26 protein-coding genes, 1 tRNA gene and 1 pseudogene are annotated in these 26,337 nt (G+C 56.5%); 13 read left to right on the top strand and 15 right to left on the bottom strand.

The features are described 5' to 3' along the window. Nucleotides 1-7 precede the first annotated feature (7 nt). A complete protein-coding gene (gene uvrY / locus U5J94_RS11200) occupies nucleotides 8-658 on the bottom strand; it encodes a UvrY/SirA/GacA family response regulator transcription factor (protein ID WP_322565720.1) in 651 nt (216 codons plus the stop codon). A 431-nt stretch (nucleotides 659-1,089) separates the two neighbouring features. Between uvrY and U5J94_RS11195 the strand changes: the two genes are divergently transcribed. After that, the gene (locus U5J94_RS11195) at nucleotides 1,090-1,371 is read left to right on the top strand and encodes a hypothetical protein (protein WP_322565719.1); all 282 of its coding nucleotides are present in this window, start codon (nucleotides 1,090-1,092) and stop codon (nucleotides 1,369-1,371) included. A gap of 187 nt (nucleotides 1,372-1,558) precedes the next feature. Here U5J94_RS11195 and U5J94_RS11190 read toward each other — a convergent pair whose 3' ends face one another. Together U5J94_RS11190 and U5J94_RS11185 are read right to left on the bottom strand one after the other, a co-directional pair. After that, on the bottom strand, nucleotides 1,559-1,768 hold the full coding sequence (locus U5J94_RS11190) for a helix-turn-helix domain-containing protein (RefSeq protein ID WP_322565718.1): 210 nt from the start codon (nucleotides 1,766-1,768) through the stop codon (nucleotides 1,559-1,561). Nucleotides 1,769-2,042: 274 nt separating this feature from the next. Continuing rightward, nucleotides 2,043-2,130, bottom strand: a tRNA-Ser gene (locus tag U5J94_RS11185). Nucleotides 2,131-2,582: 452 nt separating this feature from the next. On the opposite strand from U5J94_RS11185, the gene U5J94_RS11180 reads away from it, so the two are divergent. Together U5J94_RS11180 and U5J94_RS11175 are read left to right on the top strand one after the other, a co-directional pair. After that, nucleotides 2,583-3,242: a Bax inhibitor-1/YccA family protein gene (locus tag U5J94_RS11180; RefSeq protein ID WP_322565717.1), complete on the top strand. Its 660-nt coding sequence runs from the start codon at nucleotides 2,583-2,585 to the stop codon at nucleotides 3,240-3,242. 115 nt (nucleotides 3,243-3,357) lie between these two features. Beyond that, nucleotides 3,358-3,543: a hypothetical protein gene (locus tag U5J94_RS11175; protein WP_310694132.1), complete on the top strand. Its 186-nt coding sequence runs from the start codon at nucleotides 3,358-3,360 to the stop codon at nucleotides 3,541-3,543. Nucleotides 3,544-3,551: 8 nt separating this feature from the next. On the opposite strand, the gene serS is transcribed toward U5J94_RS11175, so the two are convergent. From serS to ald, 7 genes are all read right to left on the bottom strand, one after another. Beyond that, nucleotides 3,552-4,826 (bottom strand): serine--tRNA ligase, encoded by a 1,275-nt coding sequence (gene serS, locus U5J94_RS11170; RefSeq protein WP_322565716.1) that lies wholly within the window; start codon nucleotides 4,824-4,826, stop codon nucleotides 3,552-3,554. 13 nt (nucleotides 4,827-4,839) lie between these two features. After that, nucleotides 4,840-5,148 carry a DUF190 domain-containing protein gene (locus tag U5J94_RS11165; protein WP_322565715.1) on the bottom strand — a complete coding sequence of 103 codons (309 nt, stop codon included), beginning with the start codon at nucleotides 5,146-5,148 and terminating at the stop codon, nucleotides 4,840-4,842. Further along, nucleotides 5,145-5,519: a fluoride efflux transporter CrcB gene (gene crcB / locus U5J94_RS11160; protein ID WP_322565714.1), complete on the bottom strand. Its 375-nt coding sequence runs from the start codon at nucleotides 5,517-5,519 to the stop codon at nucleotides 5,145-5,147. Before crcB ends, U5J94_RS11165 begins: the two co-directional genes overlap by 4 nt. Before the next feature lie 63 nt (nucleotides 5,520-5,582). Beyond that, the gene (locus tag U5J94_RS11155; protein ID WP_322565713.1) at nucleotides 5,583-6,950 is read right to left on the bottom strand and encodes a replication-associated recombination protein A; all 1,368 of its coding nucleotides are present in this window, start codon (nucleotides 6,948-6,950) and stop codon (nucleotides 5,583-5,585) included. Nucleotides 6,951-7,019: 69 nt separating this feature from the next. Continuing rightward, nucleotides 7,020-7,631, bottom strand: a complete 612-nt coding sequence (lolA, locus tag U5J94_RS11150) for an outer membrane lipoprotein chaperone LolA (protein ID WP_322565712.1) — start codon at nucleotides 7,629-7,631, stop codon at nucleotides 7,020-7,022. Between the two features lie 118 nt (nucleotides 7,632-7,749). After that, a complete protein-coding gene (locus U5J94_RS11145; RefSeq protein ID WP_322565711.1) occupies nucleotides 7,750-10,059 on the bottom strand; it encodes a DNA translocase FtsK in 2,310 nt (769 codons plus the stop codon). 69 nt (nucleotides 10,060-10,128) lie between these two features. Beyond that, nucleotides 10,129-11,181 (bottom strand): alanine dehydrogenase, encoded by a 1,053-nt coding sequence (gene ald, locus U5J94_RS11140; protein WP_322565710.1) that lies wholly within the window; start codon nucleotides 11,179-11,181, stop codon nucleotides 10,129-10,131. 223 nt (nucleotides 11,182-11,404) lie between these two features. Here ald and trxB point away from each other — a divergent pair, with 223 nt between their 5' ends. From trxB to infA, 6 genes are all read left to right on the top strand, one after another. Next, on the top strand, nucleotides 11,405-12,364 hold the full coding sequence (gene trxB / locus U5J94_RS11135; RefSeq protein WP_322565709.1) for a thioredoxin-disulfide reductase: 960 nt from the start codon (nucleotides 11,405-11,407) through the stop codon (nucleotides 12,362-12,364). A gap of 209 nt (nucleotides 12,365-12,573) precedes the next feature. Continuing rightward, nucleotides 12,574-13,722, top strand: a complete 1,149-nt coding sequence (locus U5J94_RS11130) for a GNAT family N-acetyltransferase (RefSeq protein WP_322565708.1) — start codon at nucleotides 12,574-12,576, stop codon at nucleotides 13,720-13,722. A gap of 8 nt (nucleotides 13,723-13,730) precedes the next feature. Further along, on the top strand, nucleotides 13,731-14,477 hold the full coding sequence (gene aat / locus U5J94_RS11125; protein ID WP_322565707.1) for a leucyl/phenylalanyl-tRNA--protein transferase: 747 nt from the start codon (nucleotides 13,731-13,733) through the stop codon (nucleotides 14,475-14,477). Nucleotides 14,478-14,492: 15 nt separating this feature from the next. Beyond that, nucleotides 14,493-15,230: an arginyltransferase gene (locus U5J94_RS11120; RefSeq protein WP_322565706.1), complete on the top strand. Its 738-nt coding sequence runs from the start codon at nucleotides 14,493-14,495 to the stop codon at nucleotides 15,228-15,230. Nucleotides 15,231-15,462: 232 nt separating this feature from the next. Beyond that, nucleotides 15,463-15,699 carry a hypothetical protein gene (locus tag U5J94_RS11115; RefSeq protein ID WP_322565705.1) on the top strand — a complete coding sequence of 79 codons (237 nt, stop codon included), beginning with the start codon at nucleotides 15,463-15,465 and terminating at the stop codon, nucleotides 15,697-15,699. Between the two features lie 135 nt (nucleotides 15,700-15,834). Continuing rightward, a complete protein-coding gene (gene infA / locus U5J94_RS11110; RefSeq protein WP_322565704.1) occupies nucleotides 15,835-16,053 on the top strand; it encodes a translation initiation factor IF-1 in 219 nt (72 codons plus the stop codon). Nucleotides 16,054-16,212: 159 nt separating this feature from the next. Here the strand turns inward: infA and clpA are convergent, their stop codons facing one another. Together clpA and clpS are read right to left on the bottom strand one after the other, a co-directional pair. Continuing rightward, the gene (clpA, locus tag U5J94_RS11105; protein ID WP_322565703.1) at nucleotides 16,213-18,471 is read right to left on the bottom strand and encodes an ATP-dependent Clp protease ATP-binding subunit ClpA; all 2,259 of its coding nucleotides are present in this window, start codon (nucleotides 18,469-18,471) and stop codon (nucleotides 16,213-16,215) included. A gap of 14 nt (nucleotides 18,472-18,485) precedes the next feature. Further along, complete coding sequence (gene clpS, locus U5J94_RS11100) at nucleotides 18,486-18,824, bottom strand: ATP-dependent Clp protease adapter ClpS (RefSeq protein ID WP_322565702.1); 339 nt, start codon at nucleotides 18,822-18,824, stop codon at nucleotides 18,486-18,488. A gap of 196 nt (nucleotides 18,825-19,020) precedes the next feature. On the opposite strand from clpS, the gene cspD reads away from it, so the two are divergent. Beyond that, on the top strand, nucleotides 19,021-19,239 hold the full coding sequence (gene cspD, locus U5J94_RS11095) for a cold shock domain-containing protein CspD (protein WP_322565701.1): 219 nt from the start codon (nucleotides 19,021-19,023) through the stop codon (nucleotides 19,237-19,239). A gap of 81 nt (nucleotides 19,240-19,320) precedes the next feature. On the opposite strand, the gene icd is transcribed toward cspD, so the two are convergent. Together icd and U5J94_RS11085 are read right to left on the bottom strand one after the other, a co-directional pair. Continuing rightward, nucleotides 19,321-20,580: an NADP-dependent isocitrate dehydrogenase gene (icd, locus tag U5J94_RS11090; protein WP_322565700.1), complete on the bottom strand. Its 1,260-nt coding sequence runs from the start codon at nucleotides 20,578-20,580 to the stop codon at nucleotides 19,321-19,323. A gap of 240 nt (nucleotides 20,581-20,820) precedes the next feature. Beyond that, nucleotides 20,821-21,504 (bottom strand): EAL domain-containing protein, encoded by a 684-nt coding sequence (locus U5J94_RS11085; protein ID WP_322566489.1) that lies wholly within the window; start codon nucleotides 21,502-21,504, stop codon nucleotides 20,821-20,823. A gap of 68 nt (nucleotides 21,505-21,572) precedes the next feature. Here U5J94_RS11085 and U5J94_RS11080 point away from each other — a divergent pair, with 68 nt between their 5' ends. Next, nucleotides 21,573-22,781 carry an IS256 family transposase gene (locus tag U5J94_RS11080; RefSeq protein WP_322563898.1) on the top strand — a complete coding sequence of 403 codons (1,209 nt, stop codon included), beginning with the start codon at nucleotides 21,573-21,575 and terminating at the stop codon, nucleotides 22,779-22,781. Between the two features lie 176 nt (nucleotides 22,782-22,957). Here U5J94_RS11080 and U5J94_RS11075 read toward each other — a convergent pair. After that, a pseudogene (locus tag U5J94_RS11075) lies at nucleotides 22,958-23,833 on the bottom strand (diguanylate cyclase domain-containing protein); the annotation flags it as partial. Between the two features lie 1,315 nt (nucleotides 23,834-25,148). Here U5J94_RS11075 and U5J94_RS11070 point away from each other — a divergent pair. Both U5J94_RS11070 and U5J94_RS11065 read left to right on the top strand, forming a co-directional pair. After that, a complete protein-coding gene (locus U5J94_RS11070) occupies nucleotides 25,149-25,811 on the top strand; it encodes a pseudouridine synthase (protein ID WP_322565699.1) in 663 nt (220 codons plus the stop codon). Further along, complete coding sequence (locus tag U5J94_RS11065) at nucleotides 25,714-26,160, top strand: NUDIX hydrolase (RefSeq protein WP_322565698.1); 447 nt, start codon at nucleotides 25,714-25,716, stop codon at nucleotides 26,158-26,160. The genes U5J94_RS11070 and U5J94_RS11065 overlap by 98 nt, the downstream gene beginning before the upstream one ends. Nucleotides 26,161-26,337: the final 177 nt, after the last annotated feature.

Genomic DNA, 26,337 nt, shown 5'->3' with positions numbered 1-26,337 from the left:
GGACAGGTTACTGGATCTGGCTGTTTTCAATCACGCCGTGCAGCATCGCCAGACGCGCCAGTTCAATATCGCTGTGAACGCCCAGCTTGGTATAAAGACGCTGGCGATAGGTGCTGATGGTTTTGGGACTGAGGCAGAGCTGGTCGGAAATCGCGCTGATCTTCTGCCCCTCCATTAACATCATCAACACCTGCAGCTCCCGCTCTGACAGGCTGTCAAAGGGCGAGACATTCTCATGCTCGGGAAACTGGGACAACGCCAGCTGCTGAGCGATCTCGGGGGTGATATAGCGACGTCCCGCCAGGGTCTCACGAATCGCATGACTGATTTCGTCCACCCTGGCACCCTTGGTCAGATAACCGACCGCCCCGGCCTTGAGCAGACGCTGGGCAAACAAGTCATCCTGATGCATGGTGACAACGATAATGCGCAGCTCGGGATTATCGCCAAGCATCTTGCGTGTCGCTTCAAGACCGCCGATACCGGGCATATTGATATCCATCAGGACCACATCCGGATTGAGTTCCGCAACCATTTTGATCGCTTCTTCCCCGGTCGTGGCTTCACCCAGAATTTCAAAGTCCGCCACATCCTCCAGCAACCGGCGGACACCGGTACGCACCAGATCGTGGTCATCCACCAAGAGGATTTTAGTCATGAAACTCGTCTCCCACCCTGAAAACAGCGGTATTATTATTATGCAAAGAAATGTAACTCAAACATTGTAAGATTTGTAGTTCTTTTGCGGGCGTCATCGGACTCACGCTGAGCCGCTTTAATAGACATATTTATTAAATGGTTAATAAACCCATATACGCTACTGTCTTATCAACAGTGTCACTGACTATCGACTGCGTCTGCAGCTGAAGAAGCCTTTGAATGTGATTCTTCCAGTAGAGAGATACCGCCACCCTCCACTCGAAGTCAGGATTTTTTATAACATAGACAAATTGCCCGGCCTCTGCCATAGCTAATCAGGTCACTCACTAACCTGAAGGGTGATTGGGCAAAATCAATGCCAACAAACAAAGAGAGCGCTATAGTACTAACAAGCTGATACAAGCATGACAACCATCAGGAGTTACAGCCATGAATCAACAAACCGATTTTGACAAAGCACTCAAAGACCCGACGCTGGTCTATCACAGCCCGCGCGAGGTCCTGGTTGATCAGCAGTTGAATGACGAACAGCGTGCGCAGATTCTCAAGCGCTGGGAACAGGATGCCCGCGAACTCGATGTGGCGCAGGAAGAAGGGATGACTGGCGGTGAGAACAGCCTGCTGGATGAAATACTCGATGCGATGGAGATGCTGGGTGTCGATTTAACATCAGCCGAAGCACCGACCAAACAGGGTGGCCCGATCGAATAACCTGCTATTTATCCTCCCCCGTCGTAGCGGATAACCGATTCTTGTGTCTGACCTGACCTGTCACATTACCCATGAATGTTAGAATCCGGACGTAATTGTCGGCACATTCGGCGTGCTAATCGGCTCCCTTGCTCATCGATACATGAATAGCAGGCACTACCTTTTCAGTTTTTACCGAAGGCATAACTTACTTCTGAGCCAGTTTCTCCAGGGCTTCGAGATCACAGGTAAACAGGGATTCGTTATTATTTTTAATCGGATCAAGAACCGATTCGCGTTTAAGTTCGGCGATCACACGACTGACACTTTCGGCTGTAACACCAAGAATATCCGCCATCTCGTCGGTCGTCAGCAACTCGACCACGTCGGGCGCCGTCGCTACCGCTCCGGCGACCAAATTTGCTGTCCTGCAAATTTGTCGAACCGCGGGGTTCTCATCATGGCCTCCCCCACCTCAAATAAAAAAACGGGCCACAAGGGCCCGTTTTTTTATTTGGCGGAGAGGGAGGGATTACTCGGCGCCTCCCTGCGCCTCGCCCCTACGGGGCCAGCGGCGCGATGCGCCGCTGTTCAAATTCGCTCCCGGCGAATTTGTCGAACCGAAGGGTTCTCATCAAAACCTCCCCCGTCCCCAAATAAAAAAACGGGCCACAAGGGCCCGTTTTTTTATTTGGCGGAGAGGGAGGGATTCGAACCCCCGGACCGTCGCCGGTCAACGGTTTTCAAGACCGCCGCTTTCGACCACTCAGCCACCTCTCCAAAACTCAATATTTGATCTATAAAAACGTTTATTACCAGTCCCTTTATCGTGCGGTGGTCTCAAGCGGCGGTTCCCGCCACTCTACTCCGGGCATCCCTGCCCTCCGCCCTTCGGGCCATCGCGCGATGCGCGATGTTCCAATTCGAGTCGCTCCCGGCATCCTGCCTCCCGCGACATTAGTACATCCCTGTACGTCATCCGGGCGAATTGGTCGACCACTCAGCCACCTCTCCAGAAACAGTGACGAGGGACGAGTAACGAGGTACGAGGTTTTTACTCGGCCCTCCGGCCCTCGTCCCTTTATTTGAGGTGGCGAAGAATACCGTATGGCGGGCGAAGTTTCCAGAGGGGTGCGGGCTTGAAATCAAATCGATATGGCTTGATATCGGGAACTAATCAGGTATGCTGTAGTCCATTAGTCAGGTTAAATTTGAATAAGGATGGGATAAACATGTACCAAGAACGCACTGCTACCCGGCCGATTGGGTCGGCGATAGAGACCAACAAGGTATTGCGTAACACCTACGCACTGCTGTCCATGACCTTGATCTTCAGTGCCCTGATGGCTGCTATCAGTGTGGTCTCGCAGGTGTCTTATGGTATGGGGCTGATCGCGACGATTGCCGGGATCGTGATGCTCTGGTTCGTCCTGCCCCGCACCGCCAACTCGGCCACCGGGATTCCGGTGATTTTTGCCATCACGGGGCTGCTGGGCTTCGGTCTGGGACCAATCGTGGGCTATTATCTGGCCGCCAATCCGACGATTGTCATGACCGCGCTGGGCGGTACCGCCGTGATCTTCCTGGGGCTGTCCGCTTACGCCCTGACCACGCGCAAGGATTTCAGCTTCCTGGCGGGCTTCCTGTTCGTGGGCTTTTTCGTGGTACTGGCCGCGGCACTGGCAAATATCTTCCTGGAAATTCCGGCGCTGTTTCTGGCCGTGAACGCCGCTATCGTCCTGATCATGAGCGGTTTCATCCTGTTCCAGACCTCCTCCATCATCCATGGCGGGGAGACCAACTACATCATGGCCACGGCCGGGATTTTCCTGTCCCTGCTGAACATGTTCCAGGCGCTGCTGCATCTGTTGGGTGCGTTCGGCAACGAATAAGCGCCGCGCACGGCGAACGTCAAAAGCCCCGAAATATCGGGGCTTTTTTTGGCCTGAGACAAGCTTCGAGCGGTGGAAAAATGACCGTTCCAGGCGGATCTAAAGGAGGCTTCAAATGGGTTGGGAAAAAATCGCCACGGCGGTGCTGCTCGGCGCCATGCTGATTTTCATCTTTCCGCGCATGCGCCATGCGCTCAACAACGCCCCCAAGGGCTCCGCCGAGGACTGGAAAGGCTTCCTGTTCCCCATCGCCCTGGTCGTGGGCTTCGTGGTGCTGCTGATCCTGCTGGTGAAAGGTTAAATCATCGCCTATCCCAGACGCTGCAGCCCGCCCATGTAGGGCTGCAGTGCCGCGGGGATGGCAACCCGCCCGCCCTCGTCCTGGTAATTTTCCAGAATCGCCACCAGGGTGCGCCCGACTGCCAGGCCGGAGCCGTTGAGCGTGTGCACCAGCTCGGGCTTGTTCGTCCCGGGGTTGCGCCAGCGGGCCTTGAGCCGGCGGGCCTGGAAATCCTCGAAGTTGCTGCAGGAGGAGATCTCCCGGTATTTACCCTGCCCCGGCAGCCAGACCTCCAGATCGTAAGTCCGCGTCGCGGAAAAGCCGATATCCCCGGTACACAGATCAACGACCCGGTATGGCAGTTCCAGCTTTTGCAACACCGCCTCGGCATGGCCGGTGAGCTCTTCATGGGCCGCCAGCGAATCGGCCGGGCGCACGACCTGCACCAGCTCCACCTTCTCGAACTGGTGCTGGCGAATCATGCCCCGGGTGTCCTTGCCGTAGGAGCCGGCCTCGCTGCGAAAACAGGGGGTATGCGCCACGTATTTGCGCGGCATATCTTCGTCCTCGACAATCACATCGCGCACGATGTTGGTCACCGGTACCTCGGCGGTGGGAATCAGGTAAAAATCCTGCTCGTGCTGGAGCTTGAACAGATCTTCCTCGAATTTGGGTAACTGGCCGGTCCCGCGCAAACTCTCCGCGTTGACGATATACGGCACGTAGGTTTCGGTATAGCCGTGTTCGGTGGTATGCAGATCGAGCATGAACTGGATCAACGCCCGGTGCAGCCGGGCGATGCCGCCGCTCATGACGGCAAAGCGGGAACCGGTCAGCCTGGCGGCGGTATCAAAATCGAGGCCGCCAATCTGCTCGCCCAGATCCACGTGGTCCCGAGCTTCAAAATCGAGTTCGCGCGGCTGGCCCCAGCGGCGGATTTCCACGTTGTCGTTCTCATCCCGGCCATCGGGGACATCGGCCTGCGGAATGTTCGGGATGCCGAGCAGGATCGCGTCCAGTTGCTGCTGGACCTCCTGCAGTTGCGTCTCGGCCGCCTTGAGCCTGTCACCCAGATCGGCCACGGCTTCCAGAATCGGGGCGGCGTCCTCGCCTTTGGCCTTGGCCTGGCCGATGGCTTTGGATTGGGTATTGCGTTCGGCCTGCAGCTCCTGAGTCTTTACCTGGAGCTGCTTGCGCTGCTCTTCCAGCGACTCGATGGTGTCGGTCTCCAGTTGATAACCGCGGCGTGCCAGTTGCGCGGCACACCCCTGCAAGTCGTTACGTAACCGTTTGGGGTCCAGCATAAAAACCTTCTGTTTATTGGATATTCACCCGGGCATCCCAGGTGACGATATGGCCGGGTTTGATAAATTCATTCAGGTGCGCCACGATCGCATCGACCTTGTCGGGGGTATCGAAGAACTCCACCACAACGGGCAGGTTAAGCGACAAGTCAAGCAGCCCCGAATGGTGTATTTCGCCCGATTCGCCAAATCCGGAGATCCCGCGAAACACGGTCACGCCGCTGGCCTTTTCCCAGTCGTGCAGGCGCCGCATCAGGGTATCAAGCTGGGCCTCGCCTTCGGTCAGATAGATCCGGACCATGGTCACTTGCCGGTGATTCATAATTGACGTCCTCCCAACATACCCACCCAGGCGGCCAACAGACAGAGCGTAACACTTAACAGAATATTCATCCCCGCCTTAACCAGTGCGCCACTTTCGATCAGGTTCAGTGTTTCCAGGGAAAAAGTCGAAAACGTGGTAAACGCGCCGAGCAAGCCGATCAGCAACAAGGCACGCCATTCCGGCCCCAGACTGGCCCGCTCCAGCAAGACAATATAAAGGAAGCCCATCAACAGGGACCCCAGCACATTGACGCTCAGGGTGCCGTAGGGAAACTCCCGTCCCAACAGCTGATGGACGCTGCCGGAGAGCGTAAACCGCAGCACCGAACCGACGGCACCGCCCACGGCAATGGCCAGAATCTGCAACACCGATGCGTCTCCGGAATCAAAAAGAGCATGATAATCAAAATCCGACGGCCCGGCAAAAAGCGCTCAATCCGAACCACGATTTTTTTTATCCAGCTCGCGCAAATGAGCCAGTTTTTCGGCGATCTTGATCTCCAGTCCGCGATCCACCGGATAATAATAGCGTCGCTCGCCAAAGCTCTCGGGAAAATAGGTCTCGCCGGCGGCATAGGCTTCGGGTTCATCATGGGCGTAACGGTATTCACGGCCGTATCCCAGCTCTTTCATCAGCCGGGTCGGGGCGTTACGCAGATGAATGGGGACTTCATCCGAACCGGCCTGCTGGACATCCGCCCGGGCCTGGTTGAAGGCACTATAGACGGCATTGCTCTTGGGCGCACAGGCCATATAGATTACCGCCTGGGCGATGGTCAGCTCCCCTTCCGGACTGCCGAGCCGCTCCTGAACATCCCAGGCGTGCAGCGCGATCGTCAGCGCCCGCGGATCCGCGTTGCCGATATCCTCGCTCGCCATGCGCACCACCCGCCGGGCGATATACAGCGGATCGCAACCCCCGTCGATCATGCGTACGAACCAGTACAGCGCGGCATCCGGGGAAGAACCGCGCACCGATTTATGCAACGCGGAGATTTGATCGTAAAACGCCTCGCCCTGCTTGTCGAAACGGCGCAGGCCGCTGCCCAGCACTTCAGCCAGGGTCTGCTCCGTAATCCGGGCGCTGCCATCGACTTCCTCGGCCAGCTCGGTCGCTATCTCCAGTAAATTGAGCGCGCGCCGGGCATCGCCATCGGCGGCCTCGGCCAGTCGCTGGAGCAGTTCGGGCGCAATCTCCAGCTGTAACTGCGCCAGCCCGCGTTGCGGATCACCCAGTGCCCGTTGAATCACCTGCAGAATATCTTCACTGTCCAGTGCCTTGAGCACATAGACCCGGGCCCGGGATAACAGGGCATTGTTCAGTTCGAAAGAGGGATTTTCGGTAGTCGCACCGATGAACGTCACCGTGCCGTTTTCCACATAGGGTAAAAACGCATCCTGCTGGGATTTGTTAAACCGGTGCACCTCATCGACAAACAGAACACTGGGCCGGTTCTGTTGTTGCTGTACCTCCTGGGCCCGGGTAATAGCGGCACGAATCTCCTTGACGCCGGAGAGTACGGCCGAGATGCTGAGAAACTCGGCATCGCAATAACGGGCGATCATTCGCGCCAGCGTGGTTTTGCCGGTACCGGGCGGTCCCCAGAAGATCATCGAATGCAGCTTGCCCGATTCGATCGCCTGACGCAGCGGTTTGTTTTGTGCCAGTAAATGGCCCTGCCCGGCGATCTCGTCCAGTGACTGCGGGCGCATGCGATCCGCCAGCGGCCGCCAGGCCAGTTCGGCCTCCGCGTCCGTCGGCTTTGCTTCAGTACCAAACATGTCGGGGGTGTCAGGCATGATGAATCAGGTTCGTTGCCATCTTGATAAGTGGTTAAGCCATTATTACCCTGCAATAGCGCAATAAAACTACTGTTCGATGACATCCACGCCGGGCGGCGGCGTGAAACGGAATGTCTCGGCTGTAAAGGATGGATTGCGGCGGATATCGTCGAATTCCAGCCGGGTGATACGGCCGAAGCCGTCTTTCAGTTCCATGATCCGGATCTGTTCGCTATCAAAACCCAGCTGGACTTCCTCAAACTGGTTCTCGCTGCTTTTCGGTGTCAGACGGAACCAGGTCAGGTTGTCATCACTCTTATATTGCGCCACACGGTACTGGCGTTGCAGGTTCTGCGGGTTGCTTAAAATCATTGCCGGCGTATCGCGCAACAGGTTTTTTTGCTGTTTAACGATAATCTGTTCCAGATCGGTATCATACGACCAGAGCTTTTTTCCGTCGGCAATATAGAGCTGTTCATAGGGCTCACGATATTGCAGATAGAAGCGATCCGGGCGCTGGATTTTAATCACCCCGCTGCTCTCCTCCTCCAGTTCCTGCTCGGCATTGAACAGGCGTTGCACAAAGCGGGCCTCGAAACTGTCGAGGTTACTGAAATAGTCCTCGATGGACGGCGCCGCCTGTGCTGCTGGCAACAACAGCAGGCTTGCAGTCAGCATGATGATAATCCGGTTCAGCATATTTGACTCTCTTGTGGTGTAAGGTGAGATCGCGAGGGCGTCAGGTGGTGAGCTCGCGAACTCTGTTCAATGAATCTTTGGCGCTCTGACGCTCTCGCCCTCTCACGCCCTTTCGCGCTCACTCCTTGGGCGGTGGTGGTGCCAGCACCTCGCGGTTGCCGTTGGATTCCAGCGGCCCGACCACACCGGCCAGTTCCATGGCTTCCACCAGGCGCGCGGCCCGGTTGTAGCCGATACGCAGGCGGCGTTGTACACCGGAGATGGAAGCCCGGCGGGTTTCGGTGACGATCTGGACCGCCTCATCATAGAGCGGGTCGGCTTCGGCATCATCACCGCCGTTGCCGTTGGCACCGCCGCCGGTGTCGGCCGGACCGCTGAGGACTTCCTCAAGATACTGGGGCTGGCCGCTTTTCTTCAGATTGTCGACCACGTTGTGTACTTCGTGATCGTCGACGAAGGCACCGTGAATGCGCACGGGCAAGCCGGCGCCCGGCGGCAGGTACAACATGTCGCCATGACCCAGCAATTGTTCGGCACCCATCTGATCGAGAATGGTGCGTGAATCGATGCGCGAGGAGACCTGAAAGGCAATCCGCGTCGGAATGTTGGATTTGATCAAGCCGGTCAACACATCGACCGAAGGCCGCTGGGTCGCCAGGATCAGGTGAATGCCCGAAGCGCGGGCTTTTTGTGCCAGGCGGGCGATCAGCTCTTCGACTTTCTTGCCGACCACCATCATCATGTCGGCCAGCTCGTCCACCACCACCACGATATACGGCATGGGTTGCAGTTCCTGAGCCGGCAGTTCCGAATCGGCCGGATGCAGCGGATCGAGGAGCGGCTGTTTGGCCTCCTGTGCTTCACGCACCTTGCGATTGAAGCCGGCGATGTTGCGTACCTTGAGCGCGGACATCAAGCGATAACGTTGATCCATTTCCGCCACACACCAGCGCAGCGCGTTGGCGGCATCTTTCATATCGGTGACCACCGGGGCCAGCAGATGGGGAATGCCGTCGTAGACCGATAGCTCCAGCATTTTCGGATCGATCAGAATCAGCCGCACATCCCTGGGGCTGGCGTTGTACAGCAGGCTCAGGATCATGGCGTTCAGGGCCACCGACTTGCCGGCGCCGGTGGTCCCGGCCACCAGCAGATGCGGCATGCGGGCCAGATCCGCGACCGTGGGATTGCCGCTGATATCCTTGCCCAGTGCCAGGGTCAGCGGTGATTTGGCGTCGGCGAATTCGGGGGCCTTGAGGGTGTCACTCAGGCGCACCACTTCGCGCTGCTGGTTGGGGATCTCCAGCCCGACCGTGGTCTTGCCCGGAATCACCTCCACTACCCGCACGCTGACCGCTGACAGGGAGCGGGCCAGGTCCTTGGCCAGATTGGTGATCTGGTTGACCTTGACCCCGGCCGCCGGCTGCAGCTCAAAACGGGTGATCACCGGGCCGGGATGGACTGCCACCACTTCGCCCTCGATGCCGAAATCCTGCAACTTGAGCTCCACCTGGCGGCCCATCGCCTGCAGGGCCTCTTCGGAAATCGCGTTACGATCGCCGGGTTTGACGTCATCCAGCAGCGACAGCGGCGGCAACGCCCCTTCCTGATCGCCGGTAAACAACGGCACCTGGCGCTCGCGCTCCACACGCTTGCTGGGCACGGCGGGTTTCTCCTCCCGCTGGATCACCGGGGGCGTGCGTTTGGCCTCTTTGACTTTCTGTTTTTCGACCTTGGAGACATACTGCTGCGCATGCTGTTTGCGCGCGCGGTATTGCTGGATCCGCGCCAGCAGGCGGGTGACCGCGCCGCGCACACTGTGCAACGCCCGCAGGGTCAGGGCGCCGATGCTGTCCATCAACCACAGCCAGGAGAGATGGGTAAACAGCGTCACTCCGCTCAGAAACAGCGCCAGCAACAGCAGCGTGGCGCCCAGAAAGCTGAAGGCGGCGGCCATATTGACCGCGACATATTCGCCCAGGATGCCGCCACTGTTGGCCGGCAGGGAGGTCAGGCCGCCGACATCATGCAACGCCGCCAGGCCGCAACCGGACAGCAGAGTCAGCAGGAAGCCCCCCACCCGCATACCCAGGCCCCGGATATCGAACGGCTGGAGATTGCGCCGATCCCGGTACAGGCGCCAGCCGGCATAGGCGACCATGAACGGGAACAGATAGGCGAGATAGCCGAACAGGCTTAAAAAGACATCGGCCAGCCAGGCGCCAGCCGGTCCGCCGAGGTTGGCAATACGCGGATGCACGCCACCGCTGTGAGACCAGCCCGGATCGGCGGGGTGGTAACTCGCCAGCGCCAGCAGAAAGTAGAGCGCGGTAAAGCCGAAGACGTACAGCGCGCCCTCTTTCAGCGCGCGCTGCAGATGACCGGCCAGCGGCGGACTCTCGGAGGCTGTTTTCTTGGCCTGGGGCAAAGTTTATCTTCTTTATGAAAAAGGTATTATAAGTTACTAAATTAAAAGGATAAACGCAATACCGGAATGCTATTGCAAGGCAGCCAGAACCACCTTCCCGGCCTGGACATTGAGCCCGGCGGCCAGCGCCGGCTGGGCTTCCCAGCCGGGCTCGGCCAGTCGCAGGATATAGGGAAGCAGCGGCGCAGACAACGCTTGCGCGGCCGTTCTGGGAACGGCGCCCGGCATGTTGGTCACCCCGTAGTGGACGACCTCTTCCCAGAGGAAAGTCGGGGCATCATAGCTGGTGGGCCGGGTCGTCTCGATGCAGCCGCCCTGGTCCACCGAAATGTCGATGATCACGCTGCCTTTGGGCATGCGCCGGACGGTCTCGGCCGACACCAGATGCGGCGCCCTCGCCCCGGGAATCAGCACCGCCCCGATGAGCAGATCCGCGCTCTGCACGGCCGCCTCGATGGCACTGGCAAAGGCGTGGCGCCCGCTGACATTGGGGCCGATGAGCCGGGCCTGCTGCAGCTTGTCCCGATTGCGGTCGAACACGGTGACTTGCGCGCCCATGCCGGCCGCCATGCGCGCCGCACTGGTGCCGGCCACACCGGCGCCCAGAATCACCACATGACCGCGCTCGGTGGTCGGCACGCCGCCCAGCAGCACACCCCGGCCGCCGTGATGCTGATACAGCAAGTTGCTGCCGGTCTGACTGGCAATGCGCCCGGCGATATCGCTCATCGGCGCCAGCAGCGGCAGCGTCGGTCCCTCGCTGACCGTCTCAAAGGCGACCGCAGTCAGGCCGATCTCCTGCAGGCTTCGGGTCAATTCCGGTTCGGCCGCCAGGTGGAGGTAGGAAAACAGCAGATGATCGGGGCGCAACAGCGCCAGTTCCGCCGGCTGGGGCTCCTTGACCTTGACGATCATTTGCGCGGCGGCATACAGCTCACTGGCGGTGTCGATGATTTGGGCGCCGGCCTGCCGGTATTCTTCGTCGGTATAACCGCTGCTGAGGCCCGCATTGTGTTCAATAAAGACGGTATGCCGGTGGCGAACAAGTTCGGCCACAGCGTCCGGTATGAGTGCGACCCGCCCTTCCCGGGCTTTGATTTCACGGGGTATACCGATCTTCATGTTGCGCCTTTACCCTCCTGCTGGCATTCCGTAGACTAAGCGGGGTTCCGAAAAACCGCACATCACATCATCGCGCTCTTCGCGGGGCAGCGTCCATGATGGGCCTTCTGGAACAATGATTCTGTGCTATTGCACCTTTCGACAGGCTGAACCTGTACCGGTTTCGATTGTCTGTTTCAGGAAATCGAACAACAAATCCAATTTTGCCTCCGGAGTCTAACACATGAGTGAAACCAAACACTGTCGCCTGCTTATTCTGGGATCCGGTCCCGCCGGTTATACCGCCGCCGTTTATGCCGCGCGCGCCAATCTCAATCCCGTGCTGATCACCGGCCTGGAACAGGGTGGCCAATTGATGACCACGACCGAAGTGGATAACTGGCCTGGCGACGTCGAAGGTTTGCAGGGCCCCGGGTTAATGGACCGCATGAAGCAGCATGCCGAACGTTTCGACACGGAGATCGTGTTTGATCATATCAATAAAGTTGACCTGAAACAGAAGCCCTATACGCTCACCGGCGACAGCGCTGTTTATACCTGCGACGCACTGATCATCGCCACCGGCGCCTCGGCGATGTATCTGGGTATCCCCTCGGAAGAGACCTTCCGCGGCAAGGGGGTCTCCGCCTGCGCGACCTGCGACGGTTTTTTCTATCGCGGTCAGAAAGTAGCTGTGGTCGGTGGCGGCAACACCGCCGTGGAAGAGGCGCTGTTTTTATCCAACATTGCCGAGCATGTGACCGTGATTCATCGCCGTGACAAATTCCGTTCGGAAAAGATCCTCTCCGACAAGCTGATGGAAAAGGCCAAAAACGGCAACGTCAGTATCGAATGGAACCACGAACTGGACGAAGTGCTGGGCGACAACTCCGGCGTCACCGGCCTGCGACTGAAAAGCGCCGAGGATGGCAACACGAAAGAAATTGACGTCATGGGTGTATTCATTGCCATCGGCCACAAACCCAACACCGACATTTTCGAAGGTCAGCTCGATATGGAAGGCGGTTACATCAGCGTGAAAAGCGGCACCCAAGGCGATGCCACCGCCACCAGCGTCCCGGGTGTGTTCGCCGCCGGCGATGTCAGCGATCATATCTACCGCCAGGCCGTCACCTCCGCCGGCACCGGCTGCATGGCCGCGCTCGACGCCGAACGCCACCTCGACAAAGAGGAAAACGCATAGCGATTTCATAGCAGGTACTCTGGGAATAAACGCGGAGGACGCGGAGTCGCAGAGTCGCAGAGTATTATTAATTTAAACAAATCATCGTTGTCTGTTGACATCGTTGAGCTGCGTATTTTGCAGGATCTGTTTTGAACAGATTTAAACAAAATGTTTCTCTGCGTCTTTGCGCCTCCGCGTCCTCTGCGTTAATTTAATCACCTGGAAAAATGAATGCTATGACAACCCGGATACTGGAAAGTCTTGCCGAGGTTTCCGCCGATCACTGGAACGCCCTCTCTGACGGGCGTTTTCCATTTGTGCGGTATGAATTTCTGCGTGCGCTGGAAAAGCATAATGCCGTTGGTGAGTTGTACGGCTGGTATCCGCAATATGTCCTGATCGAGGAAGACGGTATCCCGGTGGCCGCCGCGCCGATGTACATCAAGGATAATTCCTACGGCGAGTTTGTGTTTGACTGGGCCTGGGCCGATGCCTGGCATCGGGCCGGGCTGCGTTATTACCCCAAGCTGGTGGTCGCGATCCCCTACACCCCGGCGACCGGCCCGCGCCTGCTGGTGCGTGCGGATAGGGACTTTGCAACTTACGCATTGCAGTTAGTCGACGCGGCAACCGCACATGCACAACAGAGCGGCATGTCGTCCCTGCACTGGCTGTTTACCGATGAACGGGATACACGGTTGTTTCAGGCCGACCCGCGCTATTTGATGCGCCTGGGTTGTCAGTTTCACTGGCAGAATGATGGCTATCGGGATTTTGACGATTATCTGTCGCACTTTACCCAGCAAAAGCGCAAGAAAATCCGCCGTGAGCGACGGATGGTCCAGGAACAGGGAGTCGAGATCGAAATCCGTCACGGCGACGAGATGGAGGAACAGCACTGGGACATCTATCACCGCTTTTATCGATCCACGTTCGAACGTAAAAGCGGCATCCCCACCCTCTCCCGCGAATTCTTTATGGAAATCGGTGAAACCATGCCAAACAACATGGTTGTGGTGATGGCCAAACATCAGGGCGAGTATGTGGCGGCGGCGTTTAATATCCGCGGCGACGATACCCTGTATGGCCGACACTGGGGCTGCAACCGGGAATTCCACAGCCTGCATTTCGAAGCCTGTTATTACCAGGGCCTCGACTACTGCATCGACCACGGGCTGCAATGGTTCGAGCCCGGCGCCCAGGGCGAACACAAGATCAGTCGCGGTTTTTTGCCAACCCCGACCTGGTCGGCACACTGGATTGCACACGAGGGGTTCCGCGAAGGGCTGATTCGCTATCTTGATCATGAGCGCGAAGCCGTGGAAGATTATATCGACGAGTTGCAGGATCATTCGCCCTTTAAACAAGCCGGTTAATTGCAACCATGAGCGCTCCCTACTGGTTACCGCCTCACCAGCCTGCCTGGTTTCCCGATGTGGAACTGGCGTTGCGCGATCCGGACGGCCTGCTGGCGATCGGTGGGGATCTTTCCATTACGCGCCTGCTGGCTGCCTACCGTCACGGGATCTTTCCCTGGTACAGTGACGCGCAACCGATCCTCTGGTGGTCGCCCGATCCACGCTCGGTACTGTTTCCCGAACAACTGAAAATCTCCCGCAGTTTGCGCAAGCGACTGAAAAAAGGGGATTATCAGATCACCTTTGATAACGCCTTCGCCGAGGTAATACGACATTGTGCCGAACCGCGTGAGGATGGCTTCGGGACCTGGATCACCGATGAAATGCAGCAGGCTTATCAACGCCTGCATCAAGCCGGTCACGCCCATTCGGTCGAAGCCTGGTATCAGAACAAACTGGTCGGCGGACTGTACGGTGTCGCCCTGGGCAAGGTCTTCTTTGGCGAATCGATGTTTGCCCGCATGACCGATGCATCCAAGGTGGCCTTTGTCACCCTGGCGGCACATCTGCGTCAGTGGGGTTTTCAATTGATCGACTGTCAGGTAGAGACCGCACACCTGAACAGCCTGGGCGCCATAACGATTCCTCGCCAGGAATTCACCCGTTATTTAAACAACTATTGTGAGCTTGTCGTGGCCGAACACTGGACAACCGATTTACAATGGATCAGGCTGTTACAAGAGACAGGTCGTATCGAGTTCCGGAACCGATAAAGCGTGTAAATTCTGATGAATGATCGCCAGACAATCCACCCATTACTGGACAAGCTGCAGTTTTTTGCCAGCCCGGAACATCCCTGCAGTTATCTTGAGAATCGCACGGCCACCTCGATCTTCGTCGACCCCTCCCTGCTGTTGACGCCGCAGCACTATTCGGCACTGGCCACCATCGGCTTTCGCCGCAGCGGCAATTACATCTATCGCCCGCATTGCCGAAATTGCCGGGCCTGTGTTCCGGTACGGATCCCGGTCGAACAATTTCAACCGACGCGCAGCCAACGGCGTACCCGCAGGGCCAACGAGGACTTGCACAGGGTGATACGCCCTGTTGAATTTATCGATGAGCACTACGCGTTGTACCGCCGTTATATGCAGCATCGCCACCCCGGTGGCGGTATGGACGAGGATGATCCCGACACCTATATGCGGGTGCTCGACTCCTACTGGGCCAATACCGAACTGCTGGAACTTCGTCATCAACAACAATTGCTGGCCGTCGCGGTGACCGATCGACTCGCGGACGGCCTGTCAGCGGTGTATACCTTTTTCGATCCCGACGCCGCGCAACGCGGGCTGGGAACGCAGGCCATCCTGCAGCAGATCGAACTGGCTCACGAACGTCAACTGTCCTATCTCTATCTCGGTTACTGGATTCGGGAATCGGAAAAAATGAATTACAAACGCCGTTTTCAGCCCCTGGAGGGGTACGACGGCCGACAATGGGTTCAGCTGGAAAAGGCAGGTTAACGCCGTATTGGGCAACGGCGTCTTTGCAAATAAAAACTCCCTGAACGTTCAGTATAACCGCTCTCACAGCGCCGAATCAGAATTGTGACATTCGTTCACAATTGGTTTTTCATCGAATTAAAGCACTTGGCGTGGCGGGACGATATAATAAACAAGGCCATCCGAACTCCCGTGTCATCGGGTTGTCTTAATAGACAGGCACATTTGGGGTTCCCAACACAGGAGGTGCCTTATGCTGAGCTTCATCTATCGCCTCGCTAACCAGTTCGAGCTTGAGCAGGGCTTTCGGCCCAATGTGTTATCGATGAACCACCAGCACTTTGACCGCTTAAAAGCGGATCTCGCGGCCATTCCCGATCTGGATCGGATTACCCGGCTACTGGGAATGGAGATCGTTCTGGATGACCAACTGGTTCACCCCCACGTCTACTGGAGCACGGTAGACTGGCGATGCGCCGTAGCGGTCTGAGTCGCCCCTCACCACTGTCCCCTCTCCTCGGCCTTGAAACGGCCGGATCCGTCGCTATATACGTATTTACTTTGAAAATTGGCCCCGAATCAGGCATCATTCGCGCTGTTTCGGGAGAGTGAGAATATTTGCTGAATGGCTAAAGAAGAACATATTGAAATGGAAGGCACGGTGGTTGAAACCCTGCCTAACACCACATTTCGGGTTGAACTCGAAAATGGTCATATTGTGACCGCGCATATCTCCGGCAAAATGCGCAAGCACTATATTCGCATCCTGACCGGCGACAAGGTCACCGTCCAGCTGACCCCCTACGATCTCAGCAAGGGCCGCATCACCTTCCGCAATCGCTAGGCCAGGCCTCCGGCCTGGCAGGTTCCAGGGGCTAGTTTCTAGAAAAACAAAACCCTCTGGAATATTGTTCCCCAGGACCTGGCCTCTGGTACGGACGGTGCGTAGAACGCACCCTATCCGGATTGAACAACCTCGTCCCTCGTAACTCGTCCCTCGGCACTAGCTGGTGGCCAGTTCGTCCTTGCCTTCCATCTCGAAGCTCAGTTCGTCGTTGTCGACGCTGATCCGGATATGCCCGCCGTGGGCCAGCTTGCCGAACAGCAGCTCCTCGGCCAGCGGTTTTTTGATATTTTCCTGAATCAGCCGTGCCATCGGCCGGGCACCCATGGTCGGATCGTAGCCGCGCATGGCCAGCCAGGTACGGGCCTCGGCATCCACTTCCAGGCTGACGCCCTTCTCTTCCAGCTGGGCCTCGAATTCGAACATGAACTTGTCGACCACCTGGCTGATGATGTCCGGGCTCAGTTGCTTGAACTGGATGACCGCATCCAGCCGGTTGCGGAATTCCGGCGTGAAGGTCTTCTTGATCGCTTCCATGGCATCGCTGGAGTGATCCTGCCGGGTGAAGCCGATGGAGCTGCGCGACAGGTTCTCGGCGCCGGCATTGGTGGTCATGACAATGATGACGTTGCGAAAATCGGCCTTGCGCCCGTTGTTGTCGGTCAGGGTACCGTGATCCATCACCTGCAACAGCAGGTTGAAGACATCGGGATGGGCCTTTTCGATCTCATCGAGCAGCAATACCGCATGCGGATGCTTGTTGATCTCCTCGGTCAGCAGCCCGCCCTGGTCGTAACCCACATAGCCCGGCGGTGCGCCGATCAGCCGTGAGACGGTGTGCCGTTCCATGTACTCGGACATGTCGAAGCGAATCAGCTCGATCCCCATGATCCGCGCCAGCTGCTTGGTCACCTCGGTCTTGCCGACACCGGTGGGCCCGGCGAACAGGAAGGAGCCGATGGGGCGGCTCTCGTTGCCCAGCCCGGCCCGGGAGAGCTTGATGGCCGCGGAGAGACTGTCGACCGCCTCTTCCTGACCGTAGATGACCAGCTTGAGATCCCGTTCCATGTTGCGCAGGGTCTCCATATCGCTGGAGGAGACGGTCTTGGGGGGGATCCGGGCAATCTTGGCCACGATCGCTTCGATCTCTTTCACACCGATGGTTTTCTTGCGCTTGGACGGGGCCTGCATGCGCTGATTGGCCCCCGCTTCGTCGATCACATCGATCGCCTTGTCCGGCAGGTGCCGATCATTGATATAGCGCTCCGACAGCTCCGCGGCCAGGCGCAGTGCCTGATGGGTATAGCGCACGCTGTGGTGTTCCTCGAAACGGGACTTGAGCCCTTCAAGTATCTGCACGCACTCTTCCACCGTCGGCTCGGGCACATCGATCTTCTGGAAGCGGCGCGAGAGCGCCCGGTCCTTCTCGAAGATGCCACGATATTCCTGGTAAGTGGTGGAGCCGATGCACTTGAGCTCACCGGAGGCCAGCACCGGCTTGATCAGGTTGGAGGCATCCATGGCCCCGCCCGAAGCCGCACCGGCGCCGATGATAGTATGGATCTCATCCACGAACAGCACCGCGCCCTCCTGCTTGTGCAGTTGAGCGAGCACGGCCTTGAGCCGCTTTTCGAAATCGCCGCGGTATTTGGTGCCGGCCAGCAGGGTGCCCAGATCCAGCGAATAGATGACGCTGTCGCGGAGGATTTCCGGGACCTCGCCGTCGACGATCTTCTTGGCCAGTCCCTCGGCCAGGGCGGTCTTGCCCACGCCGGCTTCGCCGACGAACAGCGGGTTGTTCTTGCGCCGGCGGCACAATACCTGGATGGTGCGTTCCAGCTCATTCTTGCGGCCGATCAGCGGATCGATCCGACCCTGTCGGGCCAGCTCGTTGAGATTGGCGGTAAACTGCTTGAGCGGATTGCTGGCGTCTTCGCCACCCTCCTCGTCGCCGAGGTTTTCCGGGTCCACCTGCTCTTCGTCCTGCACCTTGCTGATGCCGTGAGAGAGGTAATTCACCACCTCCAGGCGATTGACGTCCTGCTTTTTCAGAAAGTAGACAGCCTGGGACTCCTGCTCGCTGAAGATGGCCACCAGGACGTTGGCCCCGCTGACCTCCTGCTTGCCGGAAGACTGCACATGAAACACCGCCCGTTGCAGTACGCGCTGAAAGCCGAGGGTTGGCTGGGTCTCGCGGTCGTCATGGGGCGGCAACAGCGGCATGGTCTCGTCGAGGAATTTACTCAGGTCCTTGCGCAAGGCCTCGACATTGGCACCGCAGGCTTTGAGGACCTCGATGGCAGAGGGATTGTCCAGCAGCGCCAGGAGCAGATGCTCCACGGTCATAAATTCGTGGTGCTGCTCCCGCGCCTGTTTGAAAGCTTCATTCAGGGTTTTTTCCAGGTCCTTGTTCAACATGACGACCTCCTCGCCTACTGCTCATCGGCATCCGGCTCCAGGGTACAGAGTAACGGATGTTCATTCTGCCTCGAATACTCGTTGACCTGTGCCACCTTGGTTTCGGCAACATCGCGGGGATAAATGCCGCAGATGCCTTTGCCCTTGGTATGGACGTTCAACATGATATGGGTCGCCTTTTCACGATCCATGCCAAAAAATGCCTGCAATACATGCACGACAAACTCCATAGGAGTGTAATCGTCATTTATCAGCAAAACTTTATACATTGGCGGGCGCTTGACCTTGGGTTTCGCCTCGTCAAGGACCAGCCCCTCATCCTGGTTGTCTCGGGTATGCTCTTGATCACTCATAGGCCGATTTTAGCCGATACGCGAGGAAGATGCCCATCCCCCATTTTTGTGGACTCTGACGGATGAAATTCAACTGAATTTGACTATAGTCAGGGGATAAAGTTGCACCCGGGCCGGCCCCGGGGCACTGCAATTCCATGGCAACAAAAGGGGTAACCGGGTTTGCCCCGTCGATGGACAAGGAGGCTGAAAGATTATGTCGACAGGTACAGTAAAATGGTTCAGTAATGCCAAGGGTTACGGGTTTATCGCCCCGGAAAACGGCGGAGACGATATTTTTGCTCATTTTTCCGCCATCAGCATGGACGGCTACAAGACCCTGAAAAAGGGCCAGCAGGTTGAATTCGAGTATCAGCAGGGCCCCAAAGGGATGCATGCGACCACCATCACCCCCCAGGACACCGGAACCCACTGATCGGTCCGGCGACAAATCCACGCACCAACCAGTAACCGCTCTTAAAGAGCGGTTACTTTTTGTCCAACATCATCCCGGGTATTAATCCATTTGCGCGATCAGCGCATCGCCAAAGGCGGAACAACTGAGCAGGGTTGCGCCCTGCATCAGGCGCTCAAAGTCATAGGTGACGGTTTTGTTGGCAATCGCGCGAGACATCCCCTGCACCACCCGATCGGCCGCCTCTGTCCAGCCCAGATGGCGCAGCATCATCTCCGCGGAGAGAATCAAGGAGCCGGGATTGACCTTGTCCTGGCCGGCGTACTTGGGTGCCGTGCCGTGGGTCGCCTCGAACAGCGCAACCGTATCGGACAGGTTCGCCCCCGGTGCGATGCCGATCCCGCCGACCTGGGCCGCCAGCGCATCGGAGACGTAATCGCCGTTGAGGTTGAGCGTGGCCACCACATCGTAATCTTCCGGGCGCAGCAGGATCTGCTGCAAAAAGGCGTCCGCAATGACATCCTTGATCACGATCTCTGTCCCCGTATTGGGGTTTTTGAAGCTGCACCACGGTCCGCCGTCGATCTCCCCGGCACCGAACTCCCGTTGCGCCAGATCGTAACCCCACTGCTTGAAGGCCCCCTCGGTGAACTTCATGATATTGCCCTTGTGCACCAGGGTCACCGAAGGCCGATCGTTGTCGATGGCGTACTGGATGGCCTTGCGCACCAGTCGTTCGGTGCCTTCGCGGGACACCGGCTTGACCCCGATTCCCGAACTATCGGGGAAGCGGATCTTGTTGACCCCCATCTCCTGCTGCAGAAACTGGATGACTTTTTTCACTTCCGGCGTACCCGCCTGCCATTCGATCCCGGCATAGATATCTTCGGAGTTCTCGCGGAAAATGACCATGTCAGTCTTTTCCGGCTCGCGCAGCGGGCTGGGGGTGCCGTCATAGTAACGGACCGGGCGCAGGCAGACATAGAGATCGAGATCCTGACGCAGCGCCACGTTCAAAGAACGAATGCCGCCGCCGATCGGGGTGGTCAGGGGGCCCTTGATGGCCACACTGAATTCGCGAATCGCCGCCAATGTCTCGTCGGGCAACCAGACATCTTCACCATAAAGGCGGGTGGATTTTTCCCCGGCATAGATTTCCATCCAGTGCAGCCGGCGCTTGCCGCCATAGGCCTTTGCCACCGCGGCGTCGATCACCTTCTTCATTACCGGGCTGATATCAACCCCGATGCCGTCACCCTCGATATAGGGGATAATCGGGTTATCGGGCACGTTGAGTGAGTTATCCGGGTTGACCGCAATTGCCCGGCCGTCCGTGGGGACGACGATCTTGTCGTAAGCCATACCTCTACCCTGTCATCGCAAATGAAAGCCGGATTATATCAGGATCAACAGCCTGGAAAGAATGCCCGTCAACGACAAACTTGCACGGGAAGGTGCTAAACAGAGGTTCCGACCACCCGAACATTGTCAACCTTACGAGGTGTTCTGTGCCTGCCAGGACATACAATGAATATACCCCTGTGGTCGAACGTTCCGGAGGGCGCAGGGTAGCCGCACCTCCTGCTATTCGGATCGTTTGATTCAGGAGGAGGAGACAGTACGCCGCACCAGCTCAATACGGCGAGCTTCGAAAGCGGGGATCGCCGGACGGCCGATATAATAACCCTGCAGGTAATCCACTCCCATCAACTCCAGTACGTGCCTACACGCCTCGTTTTCCACAAATTCGGCCACAGTCAGCTTACCCATGGCCTGGGCCACGTCGTTCATCGACTTGACAATGGCTCGATTCAATTCATTGCTATCGATATCACAAACAAATGAGCCGTCGATTTTCACGTAGTCGACCGGTAGATCTTTAAGATAAGCAAATGAGGAGTAACCGACGCCAAAGTCATCCAGCGCAGTGCGGCAGCCCAGCTTACGCAACTTCGCCATAAACGAGGCGGTCAGCTCCAGGTCCGCCATGGCAACGGTTTCCGTAATTTCGAATATCATACGGGTAGGATCAATCCCGGTCTGAGCGATTTTATCGGTAATACAGTTAATCATCTCCTCATTATCAAACGAGGCTGCAGACAGATTGATCGCCAGCTTCATTTTGTCGCTTTCATCACTGGCGAGAAAATCAATAGCATGGTTAACTACCCAACGGTCGATCTCCGGCATCATGCTGAAGCGCTCTGCCGGCGGAATAAAGCCACTGGGCATAATGAATTTATCATTATCATCCAACATGCGCAGCAATACCTCCCAACGGCTGATCTCATGGGTACTGGTAGTGTTCAGAATTCTGTGTCATTCCATTAAACTGTCTATAAAAGGTATGACACATGAAAAAACAAATCAACTTCGACATGGATGCGGCGCTCAAGGCGTTGCGTGAAGGCCAGGACCTCAGTGGCAAGGACGGGGTCCTCACCCCGCTGATCAAGCAGCTCACCGAAGCGGCCATGCAAGCCGAGCTGGAGACGCATCTGGACGCCCAAGAGACGCCCAATCGCAAAAATGGCAGCACCTCAAAAACCATGAAAAGCGCCGCCGGGCCATTTGAGTTGGACACCCCTCGCGACCGGGCCGGGACCTTTGAGCCGCAGCTGGTCAAAAAGCACCAGACACATCTGACCGATGAGCTCGAACGCAAGGTCATTGCGTTGTTTGCTCTGGGTATGAGCTATCAGGACATCCGCGACCACATTGGTGACATGTACGGCATCGCGCTGTCCAATGGCACCCTCAATGCCGTCACCGACAAGCTCCTGCCCGAGCTGGCCGCCTGGCGGGAACGGGACCTGGAGGCCATCTATCCGATTGTCTGGCTCGACGCCATCCATTACAAAATCAAGGAGAACGGCCGGTATGTTAGCAAGGCCATCTACACCATCCTGGGCCTGAACATCGACGGCAAAAAAGAGCTGCTGGGCCTGTATCTGTCGGACACCGAAGGCGCCCACCACTGGCTGAGCGTGCTCACCGATCTGCATAACCGGGGTGTCAAGGACATTCTGATCGCCTGCGTGGACGGCCTCAAGGGCTTTCCCGAGGCCATCGAAAGCCTCTACCCCGATACCGAGATCCAGCACTGCATCATTCACCAGATCCGAAACTCGCTAAAGTACGTCGGCTCGAAAAATCACAAAGCCTTCATGGCCGATCTCAAAACCGTCTATAAAGCCGCCACCCTCAATGCCGCCGAGACAGCCCTGGATGAACTGGAAGCCAAATGGGGTGACAAGTACCCCATGGTGATCCAGTCCTGGCGCAGTAAATGGCCTACGCTATCGGCCTATTTCAAATATCCGGACTACGTGCGCACCGCCATTTACACCACCAATGCCGTCGAAGCCGTGCATCGTCAGTTCCGCAAGCTGACCAAAACCAAGGGCGGGTTCGCCAATGAAAACAGCTTACTCAAATTACTCTATGCCGGTATACTCAAGGCGTCCGAGCGCTGGACGCACCCGGTGAAAAACTGGAACCTGACCCTCTCGCAACTGGCGATCCATTTTGAGGGCAGGCTGGAAAAACATATTGAGCTATAAGTGCTTCGGTGACACAGAGTTTTGAACACCCTCTGGGTACTGGCATGCATAATAGGCTGCAGAACAAATATAAACCGATTATTACGCACCGCATCCTTGATACGTCTCACCCAGCCCATATCATCTGAGATGTTCTCCAGATTCTGTTTGTCGGTATCACTGTAAAGGTGCACCCTGTTACGCCCCGCCCTTTTGGCGGCATTACAGGAGAGATCAGCCCGAGCCAGAAACTCATCTTTGCTGACACCTTGCTCTACCATTGCTACACCAATGGAACATCCGACATCGGCCATTCTGCCTTCAAAGGAAAAGTGATGATTTTGTAATTTATCGCGGAATGCTTCGGCAGCGTTCAGTACATCTTCATGAGTTACATCATAGAGCAAGACCGCAAATTCATCACCGCCTATACGCGCCACCAGGTCCGTGTCACGACTGCGCCGTTTCAGCATACCGGAGACTTCGATCAACAGTTTGTCACCCGCCATATGCCCCATGGTGTCATTGACATATTTGAAATTATCCATGTCAATGTAAAGCAGTGCTACATCACAATGCTGCCCGCGCGATGCGCGGTGCACCACACGTTCCAGCTCCTGCAGGAAGAAGTAGCGGTTTGCCAACCCGGTCAGCGAATCATGTTCGGCCAGATGGCGCAAATTGCTGATCATGGTCATACGCTCACTAACATCATCGACCAGGGCGGTATAAAGCCGCCGTCCGCCAACGGTCATCTCACTTATTTTGAGCGACATCGGGAAGGCGGAACCATCACGGTGCAACCCGACAGTGTCGATCTCGGTATCGGTCTTTCGAATTTTCCCCTGACACAAGTCAGCAATAAATGAATCCTGACGAGTTTGTATCTCGGCGGGGAACAACTGATTAATATTCCCTCTCAGTATCTCGTCTGCACGGTAACCAAACAGTTCTTCAGCAGCTGTGTTAAACGCTTCGATAGCGCCGTTCTCATCCATACTGATAATGCCCTCGGCGGCACTGCCCAGTATCGATTCCAGCCGGGTCTGTCGAGAGTGCACCTGCTCCTGCATATTATGGAATGCTTCGACCAACAAACGGGTTTCCTTTATGTTGGCATTCATGATGGGATAAAACGATTCGCCATTGGCCTCTGCATTCATCGCGTCCGCCACAACCAGAACAGGGCGGCGTATTAGTCGCTCAAAAGCCATATAACCCAGCACCATCACGCCCAGCAGCACAGCACCGGAAAGCAGGATTAGCACATTAATATCGCCTGCAACATCGCGAGTTTGCGTTATGACATTTGTGGAATGCTGTTTGATAGTCTCGTTGATTTGATTTATGAGGTTGCTCAACACCTGAAATTCAGGCTGCAGATTTTCCTGCAAAAACAAATGATCAATCCGCCATTCGTCCGACATCAGTATTGGTCTTATTTCATCAAATCGTTTTTCATATCGCCTCTGTATTTTTATCATTTGCTCAACCGACAGACTTGTTTCAAACGGCAGAACACCCTGTCTGTCAAGGCGATTTAACCTGGAGAATAAAATGTTGACTTGTTCGACAAACAACTCGCGATCAACAAGCGTCGTTTCCATGGCTGTCCTCGGCGTATCAAACATTCCGCTGCGCGATAGCGCAAACATTCTGAATATGCTTATTTGCTGAATCCAGGCGTAACGCAAATCCGCCAGTATACCGAGAATCGTCTCTTTCTGATTTAATTCCTCCGAATCCTCTATTTCATGTATCGCGTTGTTAAGAGCAGTAATAAAACTGCGATTTAATGGCAGTAATTCGTCATTCAAGGGTCCTGCGGAGGGGAACCGTAAACGCGGATCCTCCAGAACCATATTGTAATAATCAATATAACGCTTGATCTTTTGAAAGTGTTGTTTGGCATCGGCCGCTAAAGCCGCGAATGAATCAGGCTCATCTTTGGATTCCTCCCGCCATGAACTGTATCGGCTTGATGTAGAAAAAAAACTATCAATCTGACTATCAACCACCTCGATCTGCCCGAGCAGTTTCTGTTTAACCTGATTATCTTGACTATAGGATATTACAGTTCTTTGATAGACAAGCTGCTTCAGAGTTTGTAACTGGTTGCGTAATTCGTTGACACGCTGTTCCAGTTCTCGCGTTTCGGCAATCGTCTGTATCGCTTCGTTAGCAGTTTGATCTACAAGGGTATGACTGTAATAAACAACGCCTCCCAGCGCGGCCAGAATAACGAGCGCCATGGCGAAAAATCGTTTTTGCAGGGAGGGTTGCGACATACTGATTCAGGTTACACTTTATCGGGAACGGGTTGCTTGTCGGCATTTATACTTTATTATTGAGCTGTTTTGTTAATACATTTTTTTCATAGGGCTATTCATGCTAATCGTTTTTAACAAACCCTTCAATGTATTGTGCCAGTTCCGGAGCGAACAGGATGTCCCGGGACTGGCCAGGTACATCAGTATTCCGGCGATTTACCCCGCCGGGCGGTTGGACAAGGACAGTGAAGGTCTGTTACTGCTGACCGACGACGGCAAACTGCAGAACCGCATCAGCGCTCCGGCCTTCAAGCTGCCCAAAATCTACTGGGTCCAGGTCGAGGGTAAGCCAGACAGCGCGGCACTGAAAGCACTGCGTCACGGGGTCAGGCTCAAAGAGGGCCCCAGTGCTCCGGCCGAGGTCTCGATCATCCCGGAACCGGCTGTCTGGCCGCGCCAGCCCCCGATCCGTCACCGTCTGAATGTGCCGGACAGCTGGCTCTCCCTGACTCTGCGCGAAGGCCGCAACCGGCAAGTGCGGCGCATGACCGCCGCCGTCGGCTACCCTACCCTGCGCCTGATCCGGTATGCTATCGGCCCCTGGACACTCGCCGGGATCGAACCCGGACAGTGGCAAGAGATAGAACAACCCTGGCCCACCCTGCAACAGTATTGCGAGTCCCATGACATTTCAGCCCCACCTGACCGTCGCCGCGGTGATCGAACAAAACGGCCGCTTTCTCATGGTCGAGGAAGACGTCGAGGGCCGGATCGTCCTTAACCAGCCGGCCGGCCATGTGGAGGCCGGGGAAAGCTTTGTCGATGCCGTCATCCGCGAGACCCTGGAAGAGACGGCGCATTACTTCGCGCCGCAGGCCGTCACCGGGATCTATCGCTGGACGCACCCGGATAACGATATCACCTTTGTGCGCCATGCCTTCTGCGGTAGCGTCGGCGAAGCGGTTACAGACCGGGAACTGGACGATGGTATCCTGCGCGCGCTCTGGCTCAGCCCGGACGAATTGCTGTCGCAAGCGAATAAACTGCGCAGCCCACTGGTGATGCAAAGCATCGAGGATTACCTGCAGGGACAGCGGTTCGCTCTCGAGCTGTATCGTGACATCGAATAGCGGTCCATTTTGTAAACACTCCGGGATATAACGCGGAGATCGCAGAGGCGTTTATGCCCGTCGTTTGGGTGCAGAGGCGCGGAGAAAAATTGATCATCTCAGAATATTCACCTCTACGGTTACCGCTGTCACTGATCAATATCAAGCATTATCTTTCAGTATATTCAGTGACTTCGG

It is taken from the genome of Thiohalophilus sp., from assembly GCF_034522235.1.
Classification (GTDB): domain Bacteria; phylum Pseudomonadota; class Gammaproteobacteria; order UBA6429; family Thiohalophilaceae; genus Thiohalophilus.
The sequence above is the reverse complement of the archived record's forward strand: the minus strand, read 5'-3'. Positions and strand labels throughout refer to the sequence as shown.